This window comes from Flavobacterium chilense (assembly GCF_001602525.1).
Classification (GTDB): Bacteria; Bacteroidota; Bacteroidia; order Flavobacteriales; family Flavobacteriaceae; genus Flavobacterium; species Flavobacterium chilense.
Genome location: NZ_LSYT01000010.1, coordinates 229,923 through 250,532, shown reverse-complemented (window position 1 = coordinate 250,532; position 20,610 = coordinate 229,923). Strand labels below are relative to the sequence as shown.

26 protein-coding genes are annotated in these 20,610 nt (G+C 33.6%); 20 read left to right on the top strand and 6 right to left on the bottom strand.

The genetic code is table 11. The features are described from left to right. Positions 1–8: 8 nt before the first annotated feature. The 17 genes from A4F88_RS21720 (at position 9) to A4F88_RS21640 (ending at position 9,974) form a co-directional block, all read left to right on the top strand. Positions 9–653, top strand: coding sequence for a hypothetical protein (locus A4F88_RS21720; protein WP_068844862.1), 645 nt, complete (start codon positions 9–11; stop codon positions 651–653). 19 nt (positions 654–672) lie between these two features. Then, positions 673–1,242, top strand: coding sequence for a hypothetical protein (locus tag A4F88_RS21715; protein ID WP_068844861.1), 570 nt, complete (start codon positions 673–675; stop codon positions 1,240–1,242). Positions 1,243–1,318: 76 nt separating this feature from the next. Continuing rightward, positions 1,319–1,882, top strand: a complete 564-nt coding sequence (locus tag A4F88_RS21710; RefSeq protein WP_068844860.1) for a hypothetical protein — start codon at positions 1,319–1,321, stop codon at positions 1,880–1,882. Positions 1,883–1,954: 72 nt separating this feature from the next. Beyond that, positions 1,955–2,320: a hypothetical protein gene (locus A4F88_RS21705; protein WP_068844859.1), complete on the top strand. Its 366-nt coding sequence runs from the start codon at positions 1,955–1,957 to the stop codon at positions 2,318–2,320. A gap of 11 nt (positions 2,321–2,331) precedes the next feature. After that, on the top strand, positions 2,332–2,649 hold the full coding sequence (locus A4F88_RS21700; RefSeq protein WP_068844858.1) for a hypothetical protein: 318 nt from the start codon (positions 2,332–2,334) through the stop codon (positions 2,647–2,649). After that, on the top strand, positions 2,637–3,407 hold the full coding sequence (locus tag A4F88_RS21695; RefSeq protein ID WP_068844857.1) for a hypothetical protein: 771 nt from the start codon (positions 2,637–2,639) through the stop codon (positions 3,405–3,407). Before A4F88_RS21700 ends, A4F88_RS21695 begins: the two co-directional genes overlap by 13 nt. Next, positions 3,395–3,598, top strand: a complete 204-nt coding sequence (locus A4F88_RS21690; RefSeq protein ID WP_068844856.1) for a hypothetical protein — start codon at positions 3,395–3,397, stop codon at positions 3,596–3,598. Before A4F88_RS21695 ends, A4F88_RS21690 begins: the two co-directional genes overlap by 13 nt. Positions 3,599–3,610: 12 nt before the next feature. Next, on the top strand, positions 3,611–4,090 hold the full coding sequence (locus A4F88_RS21685; protein ID WP_068844855.1) for a hypothetical protein: 480 nt from the start codon (positions 3,611–3,613) through the stop codon (positions 4,088–4,090). Beyond that, positions 4,090–4,518, top strand: a complete 429-nt coding sequence (locus A4F88_RS21680; protein WP_143155077.1) for a hypothetical protein — start codon at positions 4,090–4,092, stop codon at positions 4,516–4,518. Before A4F88_RS21685 ends, A4F88_RS21680 begins: the two co-directional genes overlap by 1 nt. A gap of 111 nt (positions 4,519–4,629) precedes the next feature. Next, a complete protein-coding gene (locus A4F88_RS21675; protein WP_068844853.1) occupies positions 4,630–5,262 on the top strand; it encodes a peptidoglycan-binding domain-containing protein in 633 nt (210 codons plus the stop codon). 102 nt (positions 5,263–5,364) lie between these two features. Beyond that, entirely contained in the window at positions 5,365–6,060 is a 696-nt protein-coding gene (locus A4F88_RS21670; RefSeq protein WP_068844852.1) for a glycoside hydrolase family 19 protein, read from the top strand. Next, a complete protein-coding gene (locus tag A4F88_RS21665) occupies positions 6,057–6,395 on the top strand; it encodes a hypothetical protein (protein ID WP_068844851.1) in 339 nt (112 codons plus the stop codon). The genes A4F88_RS21670 and A4F88_RS21665 overlap by 4 nt, the downstream gene beginning before the upstream one ends. 3 nt (positions 6,396–6,398) lie before the next feature. Next, the gene (locus A4F88_RS21660; protein ID WP_068844850.1) at positions 6,399–6,953 is read left to right on the top strand and encodes a hypothetical protein; all 555 of its coding nucleotides are present in this window, start codon (positions 6,399–6,401) and stop codon (positions 6,951–6,953) included. A 12-nt stretch (positions 6,954–6,965) separates the two neighbouring features. Next, positions 6,966–7,448, top strand: a complete 483-nt coding sequence (locus tag A4F88_RS21655) for a hypothetical protein (RefSeq protein ID WP_068844849.1) — start codon at positions 6,966–6,968, stop codon at positions 7,446–7,448. A 1-nt stretch (position 7,449) separates the two neighbouring features. After that, the gene (locus tag A4F88_RS21650; RefSeq protein WP_068844848.1) at positions 7,450–8,577 is read left to right on the top strand and encodes a P-loop NTPase family protein; all 1,128 of its coding nucleotides are present in this window, start codon (positions 7,450–7,452) and stop codon (positions 8,575–8,577) included. 107 nt (positions 8,578–8,684) lie between these two features. Next, the gene (locus A4F88_RS21645; RefSeq protein ID WP_068844847.1) at positions 8,685–8,876 is read left to right on the top strand and encodes a hypothetical protein; all 192 of its coding nucleotides are present in this window, start codon (positions 8,685–8,687) and stop codon (positions 8,874–8,876) included. 3 nt (positions 8,877–8,879) lie between these two features. Beyond that, positions 8,880–9,974: a hypothetical protein gene (locus A4F88_RS21640; RefSeq protein ID WP_143155076.1), complete on the top strand. Its 1,095-nt coding sequence runs from the start codon at positions 8,880–8,882 to the stop codon at positions 9,972–9,974. Between the two features lie 85 nt (positions 9,975–10,059). Here A4F88_RS21640 and A4F88_RS21635 read toward each other — a convergent pair whose 3' ends face one another. The 5 genes from A4F88_RS21635 to A4F88_RS21605 all read right to left on the bottom strand — a co-directional run bounded on the left by A4F88_RS21635 (position 10,060) and on the right by A4F88_RS21605 (position 14,782). After that, a complete protein-coding gene (locus A4F88_RS21635) occupies positions 10,060–10,422 on the bottom strand; it encodes a hypothetical protein (protein ID WP_068844845.1) in 363 nt (120 codons plus the stop codon). A 677-nt stretch (positions 10,423–11,099) separates the two neighbouring features. Beyond that, on the bottom strand, positions 11,100–11,657 hold the full coding sequence (locus A4F88_RS21620; protein WP_068844842.1) for a DUF5683 domain-containing protein: 558 nt from the start codon (positions 11,655–11,657) through the stop codon (positions 11,100–11,102). An 82-nt stretch (positions 11,658–11,739) separates the two neighbouring features. Further along, positions 11,740–12,774, bottom strand: a complete 1,035-nt coding sequence (locus A4F88_RS21615; RefSeq protein WP_143155075.1) for a hypothetical protein — start codon at positions 12,772–12,774, stop codon at positions 11,740–11,742. Between the two features lie 470 nt (positions 12,775–13,244). Then, positions 13,245–13,424 (bottom strand): hypothetical protein, encoded by a 180-nt coding sequence (locus A4F88_RS21610; protein ID WP_068844840.1) that lies wholly within the window; start codon positions 13,422–13,424, stop codon positions 13,245–13,247. A 185-nt stretch (positions 13,425–13,609) separates the two neighbouring features. Next, complete coding sequence (locus A4F88_RS21605; protein WP_068844839.1) at positions 13,610–14,782, bottom strand: tyrosine-type recombinase/integrase; 1,173 nt, start codon at positions 14,780–14,782, stop codon at positions 13,610–13,612. Between the two features lie 569 nt (positions 14,783–15,351). On the opposite strand from A4F88_RS21605, the gene A4F88_RS21600 reads away from it, so the two are divergent. Genes A4F88_RS21600 through A4F88_RS21590 form a run of 3 tightly spaced genes read left to right on the top strand, consistent with a single transcriptional unit; the run spans position 15,352 to position 19,694 of the window. Beyond that, entirely contained in the window at positions 15,352–17,544 is a 2,193-nt protein-coding gene (locus A4F88_RS21600) for a peptidase domain-containing ABC transporter (protein WP_068844893.1), read from the top strand. A 3-nt stretch (positions 17,545–17,547) separates the two neighbouring features. Then, positions 17,548–18,840, top strand: a complete 1,293-nt coding sequence (locus tag A4F88_RS21595; RefSeq protein ID WP_068844838.1) for an HlyD family secretion protein — start codon at positions 17,548–17,550, stop codon at positions 18,838–18,840. A 23-nt stretch (positions 18,841–18,863) separates the two neighbouring features. Then, positions 18,864–19,694, top strand: coding sequence for a DUF6625 family protein (locus tag A4F88_RS21590; RefSeq protein ID WP_068844837.1), 831 nt, complete (start codon positions 18,864–18,866; stop codon positions 19,692–19,694). 137 nt (positions 19,695–19,831) lie between these two features. On the opposite strand, the gene A4F88_RS21585 is transcribed toward A4F88_RS21590, so the two are convergent. Then, positions 19,832–20,539: a tRNA1(Val) (adenine(37)-N6)-methyltransferase gene (locus tag A4F88_RS21585; protein ID WP_068844836.1), complete on the bottom strand. Its 708-nt coding sequence runs from the start codon at positions 20,537–20,539 to the stop codon at positions 19,832–19,834. Between the last annotated feature and the right edge of the window lie 71 nt (positions 20,540–20,610).

Sequence of the window (20,610 nt, the reverse complement as noted above, 5' to 3'; positions counted from 1 at the left end):
AATGAAGTATGATAATTATTAATGAACAGGAAACAGGATTAGGAAAGTCCTTTTTGAAAAAGATCAGGCTTAAAGATGTCAGTTTGAAAAACGCAGTTAAGGTGACCAAATTCGCGGCTCCCATTGCAGCGGGTTTTATCCCTGTTGGTGGCGGTGTTGCTTCTAAACTTTTAAGTTCTAAAGGCGGTAAACTGGTCAGCAGGGTTGCAAAATCTAAAGCAGTTAGAAAAGGTGTTGCCCTCTCTAAGACAACACTCGGTAGAAAGGTTGTAAGTGCCGTAGAGAACCGACCAAGACCGCAAATTGAATCGGTAAGTAGTCTTACTCCTGCATCTTTTGCAGCTGATGTTCCAAGTGAACAAAGCCAGAACAGTTCTTACACCGAAACATTTGAAAATATTCTAACCGATAATCAACCAGTGGCAAAACCAGTGGGAGAACTTACTGCGGTAAAAGCAGTTTCGTATTCAAAGACGGCTAATTCGGGTGGGGATTTACAACCAACAGCGGTAAACGCTCAAAAGATGGCAGATTTAGAACAGCCTTTGGCACAAACAGCAGTGAGCGCCCCAAAGAAAAACAATATGCTTTTGTATGTTGTCGGAGCAGTGGTTTTGGGTGGCGGAATTTATTATGCCACAAAGAAAAATTAATAATTAAAATTAACAACAAATGAATAAAGAAGTAGTAGTCATTGGAGGGGGAATTGTTGGCGGTATGCTATCAAATGGAGCGAGTACATTATTACCTCAATCTGAAAGCCCAATTATGAACATTGTTTTTGCCGCTGCATCGGCCTTTGGAGCAACAAAAGTAAGTGGCACAAGTACAAAAGACAATTTGCTCAGAGGAGCATTAATGGGTAGTACGGTTATTCAAGCCTTACTTGCAGTGAAAAAAGTATCAGACAAGCACCTGAGTTCAAAACTTACCGGAACTGGCAAGGCAACGTTATTTGCAAAAGGAGCGGTTGGTTTAGCCTGTCCATGTGAGGAGGGTTTAAACGGTCAGTTTATGGGTGGTGATGGTCATGTTTATGAAATTGACGAACAAGGTTTAAACGGTACTTTCATGGATGAAGCAGGAAACGTTTTTCATACCGAAGAAGGTTTAAACGGTGTGGGTTATGAATACTTGGACGAAGATGGTCTTCACGGAGCAGAAGCGGACATTTACGCAGAAGACGAACGCGGTTTAAATGGCGCAGAAGAAGAGGCTTTGTACCATGAACTTTACCAATAAAAAGAAAAAAAAACAATAACACAGAGCCGTAAAAGGTTTGTGTAAATCATCAATCATCAATCAAAAAACAATTACAATGAGCAGAAAATCAGAATTAGCGTCAGCGGTTGCGACAATTAAGGCTAAAAGAAACGGAGCAGTTCCAAGAGTGGGTCAGGTAGAATTAACAGACAAAACCTTGTATTTGAATGTTGCTATCAAAGGGCAAGCGGGTACTGTTGGAATTGTCGATGTGAATACCAAACGTGAAGTAGGTATTACCAATATTGACGGGAACAAATTAAACGCCGGGCGTGATTACATCATTGACAGCGTCAGAGTGCTAAGAGGTTCAGGAAATGCTACTCTTAAAAGTGAGACGTGGGATAGCACAAACATCAATTCAAATAAATTTTTTGATTCTGCTTTTTTAAATGCGGAGCTGAGAATCAAACAAGATGGAAACGTTTTGCTTGATATGCCAATGACGGATTTATTGGGCGATACAACGAATTTTTTCAGAAGTATTTCTACTTCACCTTTAATTCGTTCCAATTTGGAGTTTGAAATCGAAATTGAATACCCGAAAGGAGTTTCTGTAACCGCGGCTTCAGATACCAATGTTCGTTTCGAATTCAGAGTACACCAAGCAAAACGATAACAATAAAGGTTTATTAATCATAATAAAAGCCGTAAACGTAAGTAGTTACGGCTTTTTTTAATCATACAACACATGGCAGTAAGAGAAAAGGTTATCAATTTAAAACTCGCAGCTGGAGAAACGGAAGTTTTACTCACCACAGCATTAGAAACTGGTTTTGTTCTTGGAGCGGAATTACATACCAATCATACCGATATAGACAATTTTGCGCAATATGGCATTTTTGATGATAGCGGTGTAGCATTTTCAAAACCCACTCACGTAGATCATTGGAAACGTCGAGAGGGCGCAGGATTTGAAGACAGTTACAAGCCTTTGTTTTTCGAGACGGAATCTAAAACCTTTACGTTCAAAGCAAAAACTACTCAGGCAGTTATAAAAGATACCTATTTTCATTTGATTTTGATGTATAAAATTAATCCTGACAGTTGTCTTTAAAATAAAATCAAATGGTACAAGACATTATAAAAATTAATACAGGAGTTGTTTTTTTAAAACTAACGCAAGACAAAGAAATCACCATTGAGAATGTAACTACTCTGCAAGTTAGAAATAACGGTATTCTTAGTGTCTTTATCAATGATTTTGAAGTTGCAAGCAAAGAAAGCTTTGTTTTAGTTCCTGCCGATGGTACGATATCAAAAATTGATTTAGAGATTCGTTTTGATACGCCAAACAAAGGCGGTTTAGAGGAGTTGTCAGCGTTTAGCTGGAATGAGAAAGAGATCGATATTATTTACAAAAAGTTTATCAAATGCAAGAATTAGACAACTTAATCGAAAAATTAAATACCGATTCCTATTCGGCAGTCTCAGTTTTGGATTTGCAAACCAATTCCTTTCTTTTTCGCAACAAAACTCATGTTGAAATTATAGAACAGTATCAGAATGCGGAAGAATTTTTCGAAGCATTATTTGCAAAAGGCTATCGGCGTTTAAGCCTGACTTTGAAACGTAAAAACGGAAGTTCTTATAAAGTGGACGGAAAATCATTTGAAGTAAATTTCTCCAAAGAGAATGAAGTTGCACCAATTCCGGTACAATACGCCAAAGTCCCGCAAGCGCAGACAGATGTTTTTTCTAATTCTTTTGGATTGGGAACATTGGACATCATGAACCTTATGGTTGCTAAGAATGACGCTTCAAGGCTCTTTACAGAAAACGAAACTTTAAAGGCAGAAAATAAAGAATACAAAAAAAAGTATGAGGACATCAGAGAAGAGCAATTGTTGTCTAAGTACAATGCAGACAAAGAAAGCGGTTTGTGGGGAGCGGTTCAGGGAGCAGTACAAAATGCCCCTGCATTATTAGCAGCCTTTAAAGGTGCTGCGCCAGTTGCAGGACTTGGCTCGGCAATGGAAACCTATTCGAGTGAAGCCAAACAGCACTTTGCAACGGCTTTGCAAAGCATTGATGATACCGTTGTAAGCGTACTGGAGAGCATCAATAAAGGACTTAATACAAATGTTGAATTTTCAACCGAACTGGCACAATTACTAAAAAAACACCAATTATGGGAAGCATAAAAAACACTATTGAAATAGACCTACAGGCTGTTAATCCTTTCGAGATTAAAGCAAAAACCAAAGCGCTTAATGAATTAGCGCAATTGGATAACGATGTGCTTGTAAAGCTTGCGGAATTATCTAAAAGCCCTAAAGCGATCAGTCAGTTAAAAGCTAATTTCCCAATGATAAAAGGTTTTTTGTCTAACTAAAAACCACATCAAATGAGAAAAAGAGGATTGTCTAATCCTGCTGTAGTTGCAACTGTTCTGGCTAGTCCACAAGGGCAAAAGGCAATTGCCAATTCGCAGGAAAATGCAAAAAAGGGAATCAGCGCAGGAATCACATTACTTAAAGTTTTGCTCGTTGGGGGTTTGGTCACTGTTTTATATTACAAAGTCTTCAAAGGTTTCTCGAGGCTTCAGGAAGATGTAAGATTCAAACCCAGTAATATCAATGTTACGCAGGCTAAAGCAAGAGCCGAAGCAATTTATACAGCACTGCTTGGTTTTGGGGCAAATTACAAAACAGTTGAGAATAATTTAACAGGACTCAATCACAACGGTTTTATCCGGGTTTATAATGAATTTGGGGAGCGCAGAAGCGCCACCCTTGTCAAAATGAACTTAGTGGAATGGCTACAGGATCAGTTTAAGGAAGATGATATTACTAAATTGAGATTTTTAATAAAAGGATTTTTCTAATGATGACAACACAGAAAAAAGTAATTATAGTAACTGCATCAGTAGTAATTTTAGGTTTAGGCGCCTATTTCTTGACTAAAACCAATAAAAACGGTAAATCTCTTTTAGGCAGCAATAAAAAGTACATCGATGAAGGTGACGTGAATTTAGTTCCTGTTTTCTCTGCCAGTCAAAAAGTAGCCTTACTCTATGAGGCTATGAACCGATATAGTGGTACAGATGAAACTTTGATTTTTGAAACTCTCACAGGTGTTTCTCAGGCTCAGTTTGGGCTTATAAGTAAAACTTTTGGACTTAAGAATTACAATCGAGTTTTAGGTTACAATACAATTGGCGGGAGTAAGTTGCCCCTTAAAACATGGCTCAAAGAAGAGCTTAACGATGCCGATTATTCTTTGCTCAGGAAGAAATTCCCTAGTTATTTATAAAAGAGAATACAGAGATCAACAACCCTAAAAGTAGATTTTTTAGCGCGCCAGGAAAAGCTGCAGCTGCGGATCTATTGAAAAAAAATCTACAATTAAAAAAAAAGAGAAAGCATGAAAGTGAAAAATGAAGATAAGGTATTAATTGGTGTTGGACTTGTAGCGGTTGGCGGTATAGGTTATTTGTATTGGAAAAAAAAGCAACAAGAGAAAAACGATGATCTTTTAAACGCTGTTCCGGAATTTACACCTGACCCGCCAAAAAGCGAAGCGGTTTCTATTCCAAGCACAGGAGCAGTTTTAAACAAAAACAAAATGCTTGGCAGAGGAAGCAAGGGTATTGAAGTCAGAGAATTGCAAAGGCTTTTAGGGGTTGGAATTGATGGAGATTTTGGAACCAATACACTCAGCGCTTTGCAAAGTCGTAAAGGAGTTTCAAAAATCAGTATTAATGCGTACTTAAAAACAGTTTCCAAATCAGCGGTAAAAGAAAAGCCTACAGCACTTGTAATGCCAAGAGTAGGTCAGAAAGTAATGGCAAACCAAAACAATGTTAGTGTCTTCAATGCTAAGAAAACAGCAAGCGGATCGTATTTCAATTCCGGTGCAAAACCCTTTATCGGTGGCAGTTTTGATTATGGGGAGCATATCGGTGTTTTTGTTGGCTCTAAAGTCGGAGAACAATATTTAATCAATCGTGACGGGGTTTACTATTTTGTAAATGCCAGCGCCGTAAAAGGATATTAAAATGGCAAATACTGAAAAAATTATCATAGGTACAGTAGTCCTAACAGGACTAATTTATTTGCTGACAAAAACAAAAACAACCCCTAAAAAAGTGATATTATAATGAGTTTTATTTTAGATAACAGCGGTATTTTTTTAAATGCCTTTGTAAAATACAGTTTGAATACACCCCTTAGGATAGCCCATTTCTTAGCCCAGTTATCCCATGAATCGGGCAATTTCACCCGTATGGTTGAAAACCTGAATTACAGCCCCGAGGGGCTTTTGGCAACCAGTCCTTTTAATTCCCGAATGACTTTAGCCGAAGTCAAAAAATATGGAAGAACAGCCGATCACAAAGCCAACCAACAAATGATTGCTAATATTGGTTATGCCAATAGTAACGGTAACGGCAATATGGCAAGTGGTGACGGATGGAAATACCGAGGCAGAGGTTTTATACAGCTAACAGGCAGAGCCAATTACGAAGCCTATAAAAAGTATTCGGGTTATGACGTGGTAAATAATCCCGATTTGCTTTTACAGACCGCTATTGCAGTGGATTGCTCGGCCTGGTTCTTCTCTGTTTACAAGAAATTAAATCCTTTGGCGGATGCTAATTTAATCACGGACATTACAAGGAAAGTAAATGGAAAAACCAACGGGCTGGCAGATCGAATTTCCAAATTTAAATTCTATAAAACTCAAAACATCAGTATTGAGTTATTAAAAAAAAAATCGAAACCACTACCTAATTTTACTAGCATCAGCGCTTACGCTTGGAATTGGCTTACACCTTATAAACAAAACCCAACATGAAAAACACAATCATAAACGAACTTAAATATTACCAGGATTATTTTTTATTCCTGATTGTTGTACTTGCGGGAGTATTTACAAAAATCTACTTGGCTATTCAAAAAGGTAAGAAACCACGGTTCAGCTGGTTTTTAGCCGAAGCAATCATAAGCTTTTTTGTTGCATTCTCTGTTTATGCCGTTTGCGATCAATATCTGAACATCAATAAGATGTTTACTTATGTGATCTGCGCTTGGGGCGGTTCTCTCTCCACTCTTATTCATAGTGAAGTAGAGGAACTTATAAGCAGCATTTTTGATGGTTTAAAAGCAATGTTAAAATTAAAAATGAAATAGATCATGCAAACAAATACAAATCAACAAAACCCGATGAAATTATTTTTAAAAGTGCTTTTCTGCATCCTGCTTTGTTGTGCACTTTTTACGGCATTGCATAGTTGTAAAGCCAAACCAATTGAAAGTAATCATACAATTGAAACGGTTTTAGATCAAAAAAAGGACAGTCTAAAAGTCATTGTTTTAAACAGGGCTATTAATGATACTTTAAAAATTCAGGTTCCTGATATTAAAACAGCAAAACCCGAATGTGACAGCGTTACTAAAGCCGAACTTGAACGAATACTTAAATTGCTTAATAGTAGTAAAAAGTCAGGGGACAATGAATCGGGGATTTATTACGACAGTTTGATAAATCAAATTATTGCATGGCAGAAAATTGCGCAGACTAAGAATGAAAGTACAGCCACAAATAAAAAAACGGTCTATATCAAGGGAGATAAATTAATAAAATATATTCCAGTGAAATATATCCCTTTTTGGGTTAAAATACTGGCTTGTTTAGGAGTTTTGTTTGTCTTGTTTTTATGTTGGAGAATAGCGAGAATTTTTATTTAAAAAATCAAAAAAATGAGTCTTAAAAAAATAGTTGTTGGAGCAGGAATAGTTGCCGTTGTGGGTTATTACTTTTTGGAATATAAGGTAAAAAAGATAATGGAGCAGTTCGAGTTTGTCAAGATTTATCCGGTAGCTTTTAAAAAATTAGATGCCAAATGGAATGACGGAAAGCCATTTGTAACATTCAATTTGGATTTTAAGCTAGTAAATCCCACTTCGGAGAATTTCAGTGCACAAATTTTGGCAGTGACCTTAAAGCGAATTTTATTTTATGATAAAAAAAATATGCTTCTAGGATCAGCAAATATAAATGTCAGCGCTGTAACCATTAAAGCAAATTCCAGTACTATTATTGCCAATGTGCCAATCCAATTGGATTTACAAACTACCATAACAAACATTCTTTCATTTGTCAATACCAGTAATTTTAATAGCAATGATATTCGAATGGAGGCTATTGTAAGCATTTTGGGAACAGAACATAAAATTTCTTAAAATGACATTAGCACAAGAATTTAACAGCCTTAACGGACTGATTGTTTCGAGGAAAACACTTGAAAATTTGCTTTTAAAAGCCGAAAAAGAGAAACATACGGTTATTTCAAAACGGGTCATAAAAGTGCTACAAGCCTTTCAGGACGATACGTTTTTGATTGAGATAAACAACCTTGTTGAGCCTTATGGTTTAAATGCTCCTGATAAAACTGCATTTGAATTTCATACCAATTTAAATCCAAAAAGGGTATGGAAAAAAACAGTTACAAAACGAAAAAAAAAACAAAGACCAATTGCGATCAAAAAAACAATTGCAAAGCCAATAGAAGAAAAGAAGATCTTTTTAAAGCCAGCTGCAAAGAAAAAAGAAATAGTTGCAAAGAAAACAAAACCCGTTGCAATGGTCAATGTTAATAAAAATTCACTGGCTTATAAAATGGCAAATAAACCTTCCAAGGTAGATTTATTTAAAATTGAGAATACGGATATCTCGGAGTTTTTAGGAAATATTGAGCAAAAAGAAAAAGAAAGTGTTGTGATTACTCTTACTGGTGGTCAGGGTTCAATGAAAACAAGAATGTGTTTTCAGTTTATGAATGCACTGGCTCAAAACTATAAAACGGGTCATGCCAGTATAGAAGAACACCCAGAGAGTAGTTTGTATTACAGTAAAGCCGCTGAATATTTAAATGCAAAGGCTTTGCAAAACATTGAAGCCCCTGAAATCAAAAGTGTTTCGGATTTAGAGAAGCTTATAAAAAACAACGATGTTATTATAATTGACAGTTTCTCAAAAATGCAGGAAATGCACAAGGGTTTTGAAGTAGATAAAGATTTGAGAAAGAAATATGATGGTAAATTATTTATTGTCATTTTTCAACAAACTTCAGACGGCAAAATGCGTGGCGGGAGTAAAAGCCAGTTTGATGGCGATGTAATTTTGTTCACTGAAAAGATGTCCAATTACAAGGAAAATTACATTTGGGCAGATAAGAATCGTTATCAGGATAGACCGCTCGACGAATTGAAATTCAATATTTTTAGTAAAAAACTGGTGCGGGCGACACCCGAAGCACCGCCAGAACCAGTAACAACCCAAATTAAAAAATTATCGTTTACGGTAAGCTAATAAAGTAGATTTTTTTCAAAGCCGGCAGCTCATTTATCCAGGGAATTTCCCTTCAAAAATCTACAATTTAAAAAATTAATTATTCAATCAATCAAAAACAATCAATCATGGCAGTTAAGAAAAAAACAGTAAAAGGATTAAAAAAAGTATGTAGTGGTGTTTTAAAAGCTACAGGATTAAAAACCGACGGAACTTTAAAAAAAGGATTCAAGTACATTAAAGGCGGGAAAATCGTAAAAACGACAGTTAAAAAGCCAATCGTTAAAAAGAAAACAGCGAAAAGAACCGTTAAAAAATAAGTAATGATAGTCAACAAGACAAAATACTTTGAAAAGCGAGACGGCAATATCGTTGCATTAATGAACCAAGATGAAGGAATAGCTTATGAGGTATGCTGCTTTGCTGCAAAACAAAGTGTAAAAAGATCAGACGATTTTTTTGAATTAAAATCCGATCAGTCCAGAGAATGGAGTACACAGCACTTAAATTACAGTGATTTTAATCTTGAATACTGTAATCCTCCAATACTGGCGGAGAGTGCCAATGAGTTTTTTGCTCAATTATCCCAGAAGTTTTTTTCAATTTCATTTCCACCGCCAGCCGAGAAAAGGATTATAAAATTTGTAAAAACAAGTAACGGAAATGTATTGTTGATGAAGATGGATAATACTTTGATTGCTTCTTTTGCATCTAATCAGAGTATTGTAAAGGATTTAAACCGTCCTGATATGTTTATGATCCTTTCAGAAACGGCATATAATTTAAATCCTTTGGTGTTTAATTATCAGGAGGTTTGGGGAGAACTTTGCCAGCCTGCAATTGATAATAGTACTATGGATAGTTTACTAAATGCGCTTTCACAGTATTTTTTCTTTGATAAAGATTTGTCTGCGGTGCAGGAAGTATCTGTAAATAATTTTCCCGAAGAGAAAACCAAGTTTTTTAAGGTTTATGATAGCCCACAGTATAGAGGGAATGTGTATGGTTTTACTTCTGCGGTCAGAATTCCTTATATTGTTCAGAGTGTATTCAATATCGGGAGTACTTCTTCTATATCGGTATGGAATATTAATCATTTCGACAATCAGGGAGGGAAAAATAACATGCCACAAGATTTTGAAGAAAACAGGTTATTTCCAATGTCTGAAACTTTCCAGTTAAATGGAATGTATGTTAAAGTTACTTCGAGTTTTAATTATTTTCGAGGGAAATATCATTTACTTAGAATTTATCAGGATGTAAGGACTAATGAGGTATATTTGATGGTAAATAGCAGTGATGATACAGGTACTTATGTACCGTTCGATTTTAATACTGTTAAGGCTGTAGATGGAGGGTTTTCTATTTTTTGTCAGGCATTCAGTTTAAAAGTGGAGATCAGAAATAAGTTTTTTTAGTTAGTTTTTTATTTTTAGTTAAGAAATCCCGTTGCAAGTTTTGCAACGGGATTTTTTTTTGTGATCTATTCTAAGGATTATTTACTTAGTAATTTGTAATTTCTTTTTTTAAATTATCACAGGAAATATTTTTAAGTTCTAGTTTCAAACGTAAATTAAGATGCACATTTTGACTGTGATTTATGAACCCGGTTCCTGATTCACTTATAGCCACAAGAGAGACTGAGTAATGAAAATATTTTGCAAGATTTGTTTTTAAATAATGAAACAATTTTGATTGCATCTGATCGTATTCAAGTACTAGTGTCGATTCGCAATAAGAAGATATTTTAAGATATCCAGTATTTCCTAGTACACATAATAGGTATCTTTTGGCTTCATCATAGCTATCTCCAAAATCCTTTTTAACGTCAATTGCATCATAAGATAAATGGTATTTTCTACTCATAAAAAGTTCTTTAGTTGGTTGTAAACAAATGTATGAAAAGTTTTATGACTACGACTGGTATAATTTAAAAGTAGATTAATTTCAATCCAGGAAAGATCTGCAGAAAGAAGCGCAAGTAAAAAAAATCTACAATTTATTTTTATAAAAAGTAGATTTATTTCGGCTCCGGGTACTATAAGAACTCGTAAATATTTGCTTTTAATTTTCCTGAAAATAGTATTTTTGTTTTTACAGCTTCCATGCATATAGTTTTCTTACCTAACGATCTGGATTTTCCTTGAAAGCCTTGGTTTGTGGCGGTCAGTACAGGGGAACCGTAAAAATAAACCTAGATTTCCATGAGCTTCGGGTGGATATCGAAATTAAGAAGATAAGTGTTGAGTGGTTGTTCCTAACCTGGCTTAACATCGAAAATCCAATCAGGGAATAAACGTGTAGAAAACTCTTTAGTTGCTTGTTTGGACCCGGGTTCGATTCCCAGCGACTCCAAAAAAAAGCCTGCAAACTCAATGTTTACAGGATTTTTATTTTTTAGTTGCCGTTTTTCATATACTGATAACTTTTTTCAAACAGGAGAAAGTCATCAAAAAAGTAAAAAAAATGAAAGTTTTACCAAATCAAATAAAACAATTTTGTTTGTTAAATCAGAGCCTATAAACACGTAACTTATTGGTATTTTAAAAAACATAAATACAAGCTATAGAAAATTTTTGATTGGAAATACTTGATTGATTTTCTATAATAGGTTTGAATGACAACGACTCACTCACATTAAACTGTGAAATCGCCGCGTCAATATTAGCATCGACAATATTTAAAACATAAAATCCAACAATAAAGAGTGCAGATAAATCCCTATTTCTTTGAAATTGCTTTTGAGCTGCAATTAACTGATTGTCATTTAAATTTCTTAAATAATCATCCTTGTTTATCTTTCCTTCTAATCTATTTTTATATTCATCTCTATAAGTGTTGTACTTCTTTTGATTATCAATGTAGAAATAAACACTTGTACCAATTGCTCCATAAACTAAAGGAATTTTCCAATATTTTTTATTATAAGCTTGACCTAATCCAGGTAAAATAGCGGAATAAAAAGCAGCTTTAGCAGGTCTAAGCGGATCAATTTCAGTAGTTTTTATAGTGTCTTTTGATCTCATTACATCAGCTTGTCCATAAGTATCGAACAACCCGATGCAAAATAGAAAAATAAAAAAAAATATTCTTTTTACCATTTTTTAATTCTTTGTAATAAGTTTACTAAAATGCGTTAAAAAAATCTGCTTCGCAAAATAATTTACGAAGCAGATTTTTTAATTATTGTTCTTTATATTCCAAATCACAGCTCATTTCTCTATTTATACCACCAATAGTCGTAGTGAAAGTTGCTTTCAATTTACCTCCAACTGGCACATAAGCATTATTTATTTTTCCTCCTGTGTATCTAACAGAAACACCTGAACCTGATATATATGGATAAGTAAAAGAATAATCTCCAATAGCAACAGTATTACTTAATGCAAAACCAGCAACAGAACTTGGGTCAACAGTAAAAGTACTCGGACATTCAACAAAACTTTCAGGCATAGGAGAAAATCCAGAAAACGTCTTTAATTCGGTAAAATATCTAAAAAACTTAACTCCAAAGTCGTTTCTATGAATTTCTCTTCCAGCAGAGTAGAAAGCCTTATAATCTCTACTTATTGCAGCTACTGATCCAGCTACAGCTTCATCACGAACATATCTCCTAGTGTTATTTTTTTCACCGGGAACGGAAAAATACTCATCATAATCCATTTTCTTACCATTAATTAAGACAATACCATCTGCATTTAACACATTTGATGTTCTACCATCAAAAATAGTACTAACTACACCAATTTTAAGATCCTTTATAAGTAAATCTCTATAAGTCTTAGTTAAATAAACAGCTTTCTCAGGGTCAACTGCATTTAAAGAGTTTATCTCATCAGCAATACTTTGAATACTAGTAAATTTTAATTGTTTTCTTAACTCATAAATGCTTGAAAGAACTAAATTATGATAAACTTTTAAACTGTTATAAATCGCTTCGTTTCGTTCTTTAATATCTGAATCGCTAGTACTCTTATTTCTTACATTATATCCTTTTAAAGCTTCTTGTCTATTGAAATCGGCCAATACTTTTCTTTGGTATTCAGACTTAATTGCAACAATTTCGTTTATTTTTTCTTCCATCTTTTCTTCAGAAGAAAAACCCATCACATTTAGTTCTTTTTCAGCTAGTGAATTTGATTCAGCGCTTAATTGTTCTTCGTTATTGCAAGAAACTAAAGCCATGCATAACATAGCTATAAAATAAATTCTTTTCATTTTCAAAATTTTAATTAATTTAATCTATCTTTTTTCACGTCGAGATAGAATTTTCGACATAGCTGTAAATTTTAATTTTACAATTAAACAGAATACAGCAGATTAATAAAATGAATGAAGTTTAAGGTTGGCGCCAAACTTTAAAATCGGATGCAAATAAACAACTAAATTTAGATTTTTGTAAACATTTTCTTTATTATTTAGAATTTTATTTATAATAAATACGTAAAATACTGCAAATCTGAGAGCTAGTTTTTAAGAATTCTACAGTTTAAGGCATTAAAAAGCCTATTATTTGTATCATTTGACAAAAGTAGATTCGTTTAATAAATTATAAAATATCTAAAACATCTCATTTTTTAACTTCTATAGAACTGTGCGAACTTTAAAATTTTCATAATTTTTGATTGGCCAGTTGCAAGCACTTTTTTGTTTTCACGTTATTTTTTTATCCATGTAATCAATTTTCCTCATATTTTTAAGGCTTTTGCTTTCATTACGTGTAAAGCATTAAGTTTAAGTATTGGATAGTGTTTATCCTCAAAATCTTTAATTAGGACGATCAGTAAACCTAGTTCATCGTCTTCAGGTGTATTCGGTTCGGTGTAAAAAATCTCAACTGGACAAACTGCAGCTGCGGATCTATTCAAAAAAAGTCTACTTTTTGTTTTATATTAAGTTTCCAAGTTTCCAAAGATTGGAAACTTAATAAAGATCAGGTTTCCAAAACAAAACAGAACAAATAACTGAATTACAACAACTTAAACACAAACATTTCCAAGTTTCCAAAGTTTCCTAAAAAAACGCTGTTTTTTTAGGTCAATGATTAAAACATTTAAAAAGTAACATTTGCTCCTTGAATTGTTATATCACAGCCCTTATTTCTAGGTGTGTACAACTCTGTAATTTTAATATCATAATGACGAGCCTGATCTCTCACTTTTATTGCCGGTACACCGCTATTTAATAAGTCTGTGATTCCAGTATCTTTAAAAGAATAGAATTGATATTTGCTTTCCAATTTCAATTCTTCTCTAACTTTCTCCCAAGCTGTAGCAATTTTACGAACTGGCATTTGAGTTGCTCCAACTTTAAAATCATTGCTTGAAAATAGATAATCTTGTAATAGTCCGTTTCCGATGTGTTTTTTTAATATTTCTAAAAATTGAGAAGGTATTGTAACAAACTCATCTTTTTTATTTTTCGAAATCTCTTTGGGTAAAAAAATAGAACTCTCTTTGAGATTAACCATACCAACTTTAAGCTTTCCCAATTCTGTATTTCTTATAAAGCAAAAATAAGTTGTCATACATAGACAAAAAAAACCATTATCATAAGAAAGCAGTTTCTCATTTATTTTATTTTTAATGTTTTGTGGAAAAACCTGCCTAGTTTTAGACGATGTTTTCATTGGTTTAATTCCTAATGTCGGATTCTCCTTTAAAACTCCCCTACTTACTAAAAAAGAGCAAAATAATTTTATAAAAATTAAGTGGTTGTTTCTCGTTCGTGGGGAATTATTTCGATCAATATATACCCAATCTAAATATTTTGTACAAAGATTTTGATTGATTTCGACGGCAAACGTAATTTTTATATTTTTCTCGATTAAAAACTGTTGAAATAAATTCAAATTAGAATTATAAGTTCTAAGTGTATCTTGACGAAGAACATTGTCCTTGAATTGTTTTTCTAAACTATTCAAAAAACCAATGACTACTTCTTTAAACGTTTTATAATTCTTTCCTGTTTGTTCCAGATAAGGAGACCATCCGCTAGCTAACTTATTATTAATTTCTAAAACAATTCTTTTAGCATGAACTGTCCTGTCGGTAACACTATTCAAACAAGGTACACGCAACCTTTGACGTTCCAGAATTCCTGTGGCAGGATGCTTTGCATAATACACAATCATCCATTCTTTATTTTTTTTAAGTTCAGCGGGTTTGTAATCTATAAAAGCGATGCTCTTATTACGTGAGAGAGTAGATTTTTCAGAATTTTGCATTTTTTTTTATAGTTTAAAAAACTCACATTTTTTAAACTATAAATAATTTGACACAAATTTGACACAGCATTTTCTTAAAAACCTTGTTAACCCTTTATTGAAAAGGGTTAACGTTGTTTTTGCAGAGAGGGAGGGATTCCTGAATGTTGGGTCTATGCAATCGAAGCTGGTTGTATTTTAATCCCTGTAGGTGGTACTTGTCCGGTAAATACAATGTCCGGAATATGTGAAACAAGCCGTCTTTGCTGCTAATTTTTAATCTTATTATAAGTAATACAATACAGCCTTTTTTAGAATTTAGTCATGTTTTTTTTAATTTGTAGGCGCTCGATCGTGGAACATTGAGCAATTTCCCCACATTGATGATTGGTGTTGGGATTCTTAGGAAAATTGGTCACTGAGTTAATTTTATTTGGTTAGGGTTAACCAGTGCCATGTCCTACAGAAATTGTATTTCTAATAATAAAGTTTTTAAATACTTAATAGAGAGGAAAATTATTTCCTCTCTATTTTTTTTGTAGCGATATCAGATTTATAATATTAAATTGCACAGGATTAAACATAATAAATTGAAAAAGTTCACCAATTATAAACAGGCAGATCATAAAGACTGCGGACCTACATGTTTAAAGATTATTGCAAAACATTACGGTAAAACAATTAACATCCAGGAGTTACGCGACGCAAGTGAAACCACTCGTGAAGGAAGTAATTTGCTTTTTTTAAGTGATGCGGCAGAAAAAATTGGATTTAGAACTCTTGGTGTAAAATTAAGTTTAGAACGATTAGAAGAAGCGCCATTACCTTGTATTTTACATTGGAACAAAAATCATTATGTAGTACTTTATAAAATAAAAAAAGATACTTATTATATCTCAGATCCCGCTTTTGGTTTAATAGAATACAACAAGCAGGATTTTCTAAAATTCTGGATTGGTAACAATGCAGATGACTCTACTCAGGAAGGAATTGCATTATTGATTGAAGCCACACCCAAATTTTTTCAATCTGAATTTGATAAAGAAGACAATAAAGGATTAGGGTTTAGTTTGCTGTCACAATATGTAATACGATACAAGTCGTTTTTGATACAACTTAGCATTGGCTTATTAGCAGGGAGTTTATTGCAGCTTATTTTTCCGTTCCTAACCCAAAGTATTGTAGATGTTGGGATACAAAACCAGAACATTCATTTTATTTATTTAATACTTTTTGCTCAACTATTTCTTTTTGCAGGAAGAACAGGACTGGAACTCATCAGAAGCTGGATATTGCTTCATCTTTCGACCCGAATTAATATTTCGCTTATCTCAGATTTCTTCATTAAATTAATGAACCTGCCTATTTCGTTTTTTGATGTCCGCATGACCGGCGATATTATGCAGCGTATTAATGACCATCACAGGATCGAAAAAATACTGACCACATCATCGCTAAATGTTTTGTTCTCTGTGATCAATATGTTTGTTTTGGGAGGCGTTTTGGCTTACTTTAACCTGCAGATATTTTTTGTTTTTTTTGCCGGAAGTATTCTTTATTTTGGATGGATTACTTTGTTTTTAAAACGAAGAGAAGTGCTCGATTACAAGCGTTTTGCAGAGGTTTCTCAGGAACAAAGTAAAGTAATGGAGCTTATTAACGGAATGCAGGAAATAAAGCTTCACAATGCCGAAAAACAAAAGCGCTGGAGTTGGGAGTATGTTCAGGCAAGATTATTCAGGGTTTCGATAAAAGGATTGATTTTGGAGCAGACACAATCGACAGGGTCTTCTGTAATCAATGAATTAAAAAATATTTTTATTACATTTCTTTCTGCTAAGTTAGTAATTGATGGTTCCATTACATTAGGGATGATGTTGGCGATTAACTCAATTGTAGGAAGCTTAAACGGACCAATCGTACAGCTTATTCAGTTTGTTCGTGAACTTCAGGATGCTAAAATCTCTTTGGCAAGATTGTCTGAAATTCACGAAAAAGAAGATGAAATTCAGCAGGAAAACAATCAAAGTAATGATGTTCCTTATGATTCGGACATTGATATAAAAGATCTGACGTATCGTTATCTTGGTTCTGATCTTCCGGTTTTAGATAATTTAACGCTAAAAATCCCGGCCAATAAAATAACAGCAATAGTAGGAGTCAGCGGAAGCGGAAAAACAACCTTAATGAAATTGCTGCTTAAGTTTTATGAACCCGAAAAAGGTGAAATTACTATAGGCAATTCTCAATTGAAGAATATATCTCAAAAAGCCTGGCGATCCAACATTGGTGCTGTAATGCAGGAAGGATTTATTTTTAGTGATACCATTGCGAATAATATCGCTATTGGTGTAGATAAGGTAGATAAAGAACGTTTGGTTTATGCGGCTGATGTTGCCAATATTAAAGAATATGTTAGTGAACTTCCGCTTGGTTACAATACAAAAATTGGATCTGAAGGAGTTGGAATGAGTACCGGGCAAAAACAACGTTTATTAATCGCAAGGGCAGTATATAAAAATCCTGAGATTTTATTTTTTGATGAAGCAACATCGGCTTTAGATGCCAATAATGAAAAAGAAATTATGCAAAAACTGGATATCTTCTTTAAAGATAAAACAGTTGTGGTTATTGCGCATAGATTAAGCACAGTGATGAATGCAGATCAGATTGTCGTTTTGGATAAGGGAAGAATTATCGAAATAGGAAATCATGCTGCTTTAGTAGCGCTGAAAGGGAATTATTTTGAACTGGTTAAAAATCAATTGCAATTAGGAAATTAAATCATGGCTGAAGATACTACATTTGAATTAAGAAGTGAAGAAGTTCAGGACATTCTCACTAAAGTACCGCATTGGATGATACGTTGGGGGACAGTTTTGATATTTGCTATTATTTTTATGCTCTTTTTTGTTTCCTGGTTTATCAAATATCCGGATGTTGTAAATACCCAAATTATCATTACAACTAATATTCCTCCTGAGAAAGTAGTTTCAAAATCTTCTGGACGTATTGAAGCGATTCTGGTCAAAGACAAATCAATTGTCTCAAAAAATAGTACACTGGCTATTATTGAAAATACAGCCAGTTATAAAGATGTGTTTTTACTGAAAAAAATAGTAGATCAATATAATATCAATGATCCTAAAAAAGCATTTCCTTTTGCTTTGCTCAAAAACACACAATTGGGCGAAATAGAAAGTGCCTTTGCAGTTTTTCAAAAAGACTATCAGGCAGAACAATTAAATCAAAAGCTACAGCCTTTTGAGGTGGAAACTAAGGCGCAAATTTCTGAAAAAGTCCAGATTAAAGAGCGATTAGATATTCTGCAACAGCAAAAAGTAATTAACGAAAGTGAATTACAGCTTCAAAAGAATGAAATTGCCCGTTTTGAAACTTTATTCAATAAAGGAATTATATCGGCACAGGAAATGGAGGCTAAAAAACTGAGTTACCTGCAGGCACAAAAAAGTTACAGAGGTCTTTTGTCGTCAATTTCTCAACTGAAATCCTCTTTAATAGACAATTCAAAATTAAGTCAGAATTCTCAAATAAGCGGAACCAAGGAAGAGGTTACTTTAGGGCGAAATATGGCGCAATCATTCTATCAGTTGAAAAAAGTGATTAAGGATTGGGAGCTGGCTTATACTTTAAAATCATCTGTAAGCGGTGTTGTTACATTTTTGCAGGTCTGGACAGAGAATCAGACTATAAATGTTGGTGATAATGTTTTTTCGATTATTCCCAATACCAAAAATGGTTTCGTGGGTAAAGTAAAAGCACCGGCTTTAAATTCAGGAAAAATAAAGGTTGGACAAACTGTAAACATTAGATTGGCTAATTTTCCGGATAGAGAATTTGGTGTGCTAAAAGGGAAGATAAAGAACATATCACTTGTTCCTGATAAAGATGGAAATCTGCTCCTGGATGTTGAACTGCCAAACGGTTTAATGACTTCATATAAAAAGAAAATTTTATTTCAGCAGGAAATGAAAGGAAGTGCAGAAATTGTGACCGAAGATTTACGATTAATCGAACGTATTTTGTATCAGTTTAAAAGTATTTTCGAACAGGTTTAAAATATCAAATAAATATTTTATAAATGAAAAATTCACCTTCTATTGCAATAATAACTTGTTGGTATGGAGATTATCCATGGTATTTTCCTTATTTTGTAAAATCTTGTAAATACAACCCTTCAATTGATTTTATTATTGTTACAGATAATACAAATGTAATACCCGAAAAACCGGATAATATTAAAGTGCTGTATAAAACACTTGAAGATTTTAAAATTGAGGCGTCTGAAAAATTAGGTTTTGAAGTTGTTATAAATAAGCCCTATAAATTATGTGATCTTAAACCTGCTTATGGGTTTTTATTTTCGGATATTATTAGTTCTTATGATTTTTGGGGACATGGGGATATTGATATGGTTTACGGAGATATCAGGGGATTTATGACTAATGAATTATTAGAAAATTTTGATATCTTAAGTAGTCGGGTAGATTTTATAACAGGGACATTTTGTTTGTATAGAAATATAGAGAAAATGAATACGCTTTTTATGCTGAGCAGAGATTATAAATATGTTTTTACAAATGAAGAGTATCTTTCTTTTGATGAGTGTAATTTTCTTTTTAACGAAATAGCTTTAGGTAGTTCCATCCTGGATTATCCCGATAATATTCAAAGTATGACGTATTTGGCAGTAAAAGGACAGAGAGATGGTGATTTTAGAGTGTTCTTTGATCATATAATAGCACAAGGTGTATCTAATAAAATAAAATGGGATAATGGATTAATCATATTCAAGAATCAATTTGAGTGCATGTTTTATGATATGATTGAGTATAAAGTAAAATGCGAAAATAAAAAAGTGACTTATCCAATTCCGGATGTTTTTTATTTTAATATAAAGGGGATAAAGTAAACGATCTTATTTAAAAACTAATTGGAAAATGGAAAAAAGTAAAGATCAAAGGGGGGAAACATATCAAGTTGTTTCATGATTTTAAAGCGATTTAAAATCAGTGTTTTATGGTAAAATAAACTTTGATGGATATAGTTTTACATTTTTAAGTAAAAATCTTTAGTCAATTCAATATATTCCGGAGTATAAACATGTCGGTCTACTTCGATAATTAGTTCATCGATTTTAATTTCGGTACTTTCATATCTGCTGAAAGCCAATAAACTGCGTTTAATTTCTGATTTAAGAGTTCCTTTTACTCTTGTAATTTTTATGGGATACAGCTCAGCTTCTTTTGCCAGCGCAATAAATTTTTCTTCTTCTTTAAAAGGAAGGATCACGGCAAATATGCCATTTTCAGACAGTAATAAATCTGCAGCTTCAATTAGTTCTTCAAAAGGCATTGCGTCCTGAAAACGGGCTAAGTCTCGCTGTTCGCTTTCGGTTTTATAGTCCTCGGAATAAAAAGGCGGATTTGAAACAATCAGGTCATATTCGTCTTCCGGCTCTTCAATAAATTCGTCCAAACCGGCATGAAAGCAAAATAAACGATCTCCCCAGGGCGAATTTTCAAAATTTTCTACTGTTTGTTCATATGCCTCTTCATCAATTTCAAGGGCATCAATTTGTTCGGCTTGTGTGCGCTGAGCAATCATTAAGGCAATTATTCCGGTTCCTGCGCCAATATCCAGAACACTAAAAGGATTATGGTGAATTGGAGCCCAAGAGCCTAATAAAACGCCATCAGTGCCAACTTTCATAGCGCAACGGTCTTGATTTATTGTAAATTGCTTAAATGTGAACATGTGTTAATGATTGAAGATTAAATAATTTTATATTTTAGATAAAAGAAAGAAATCTAAAAATCGAACAATCT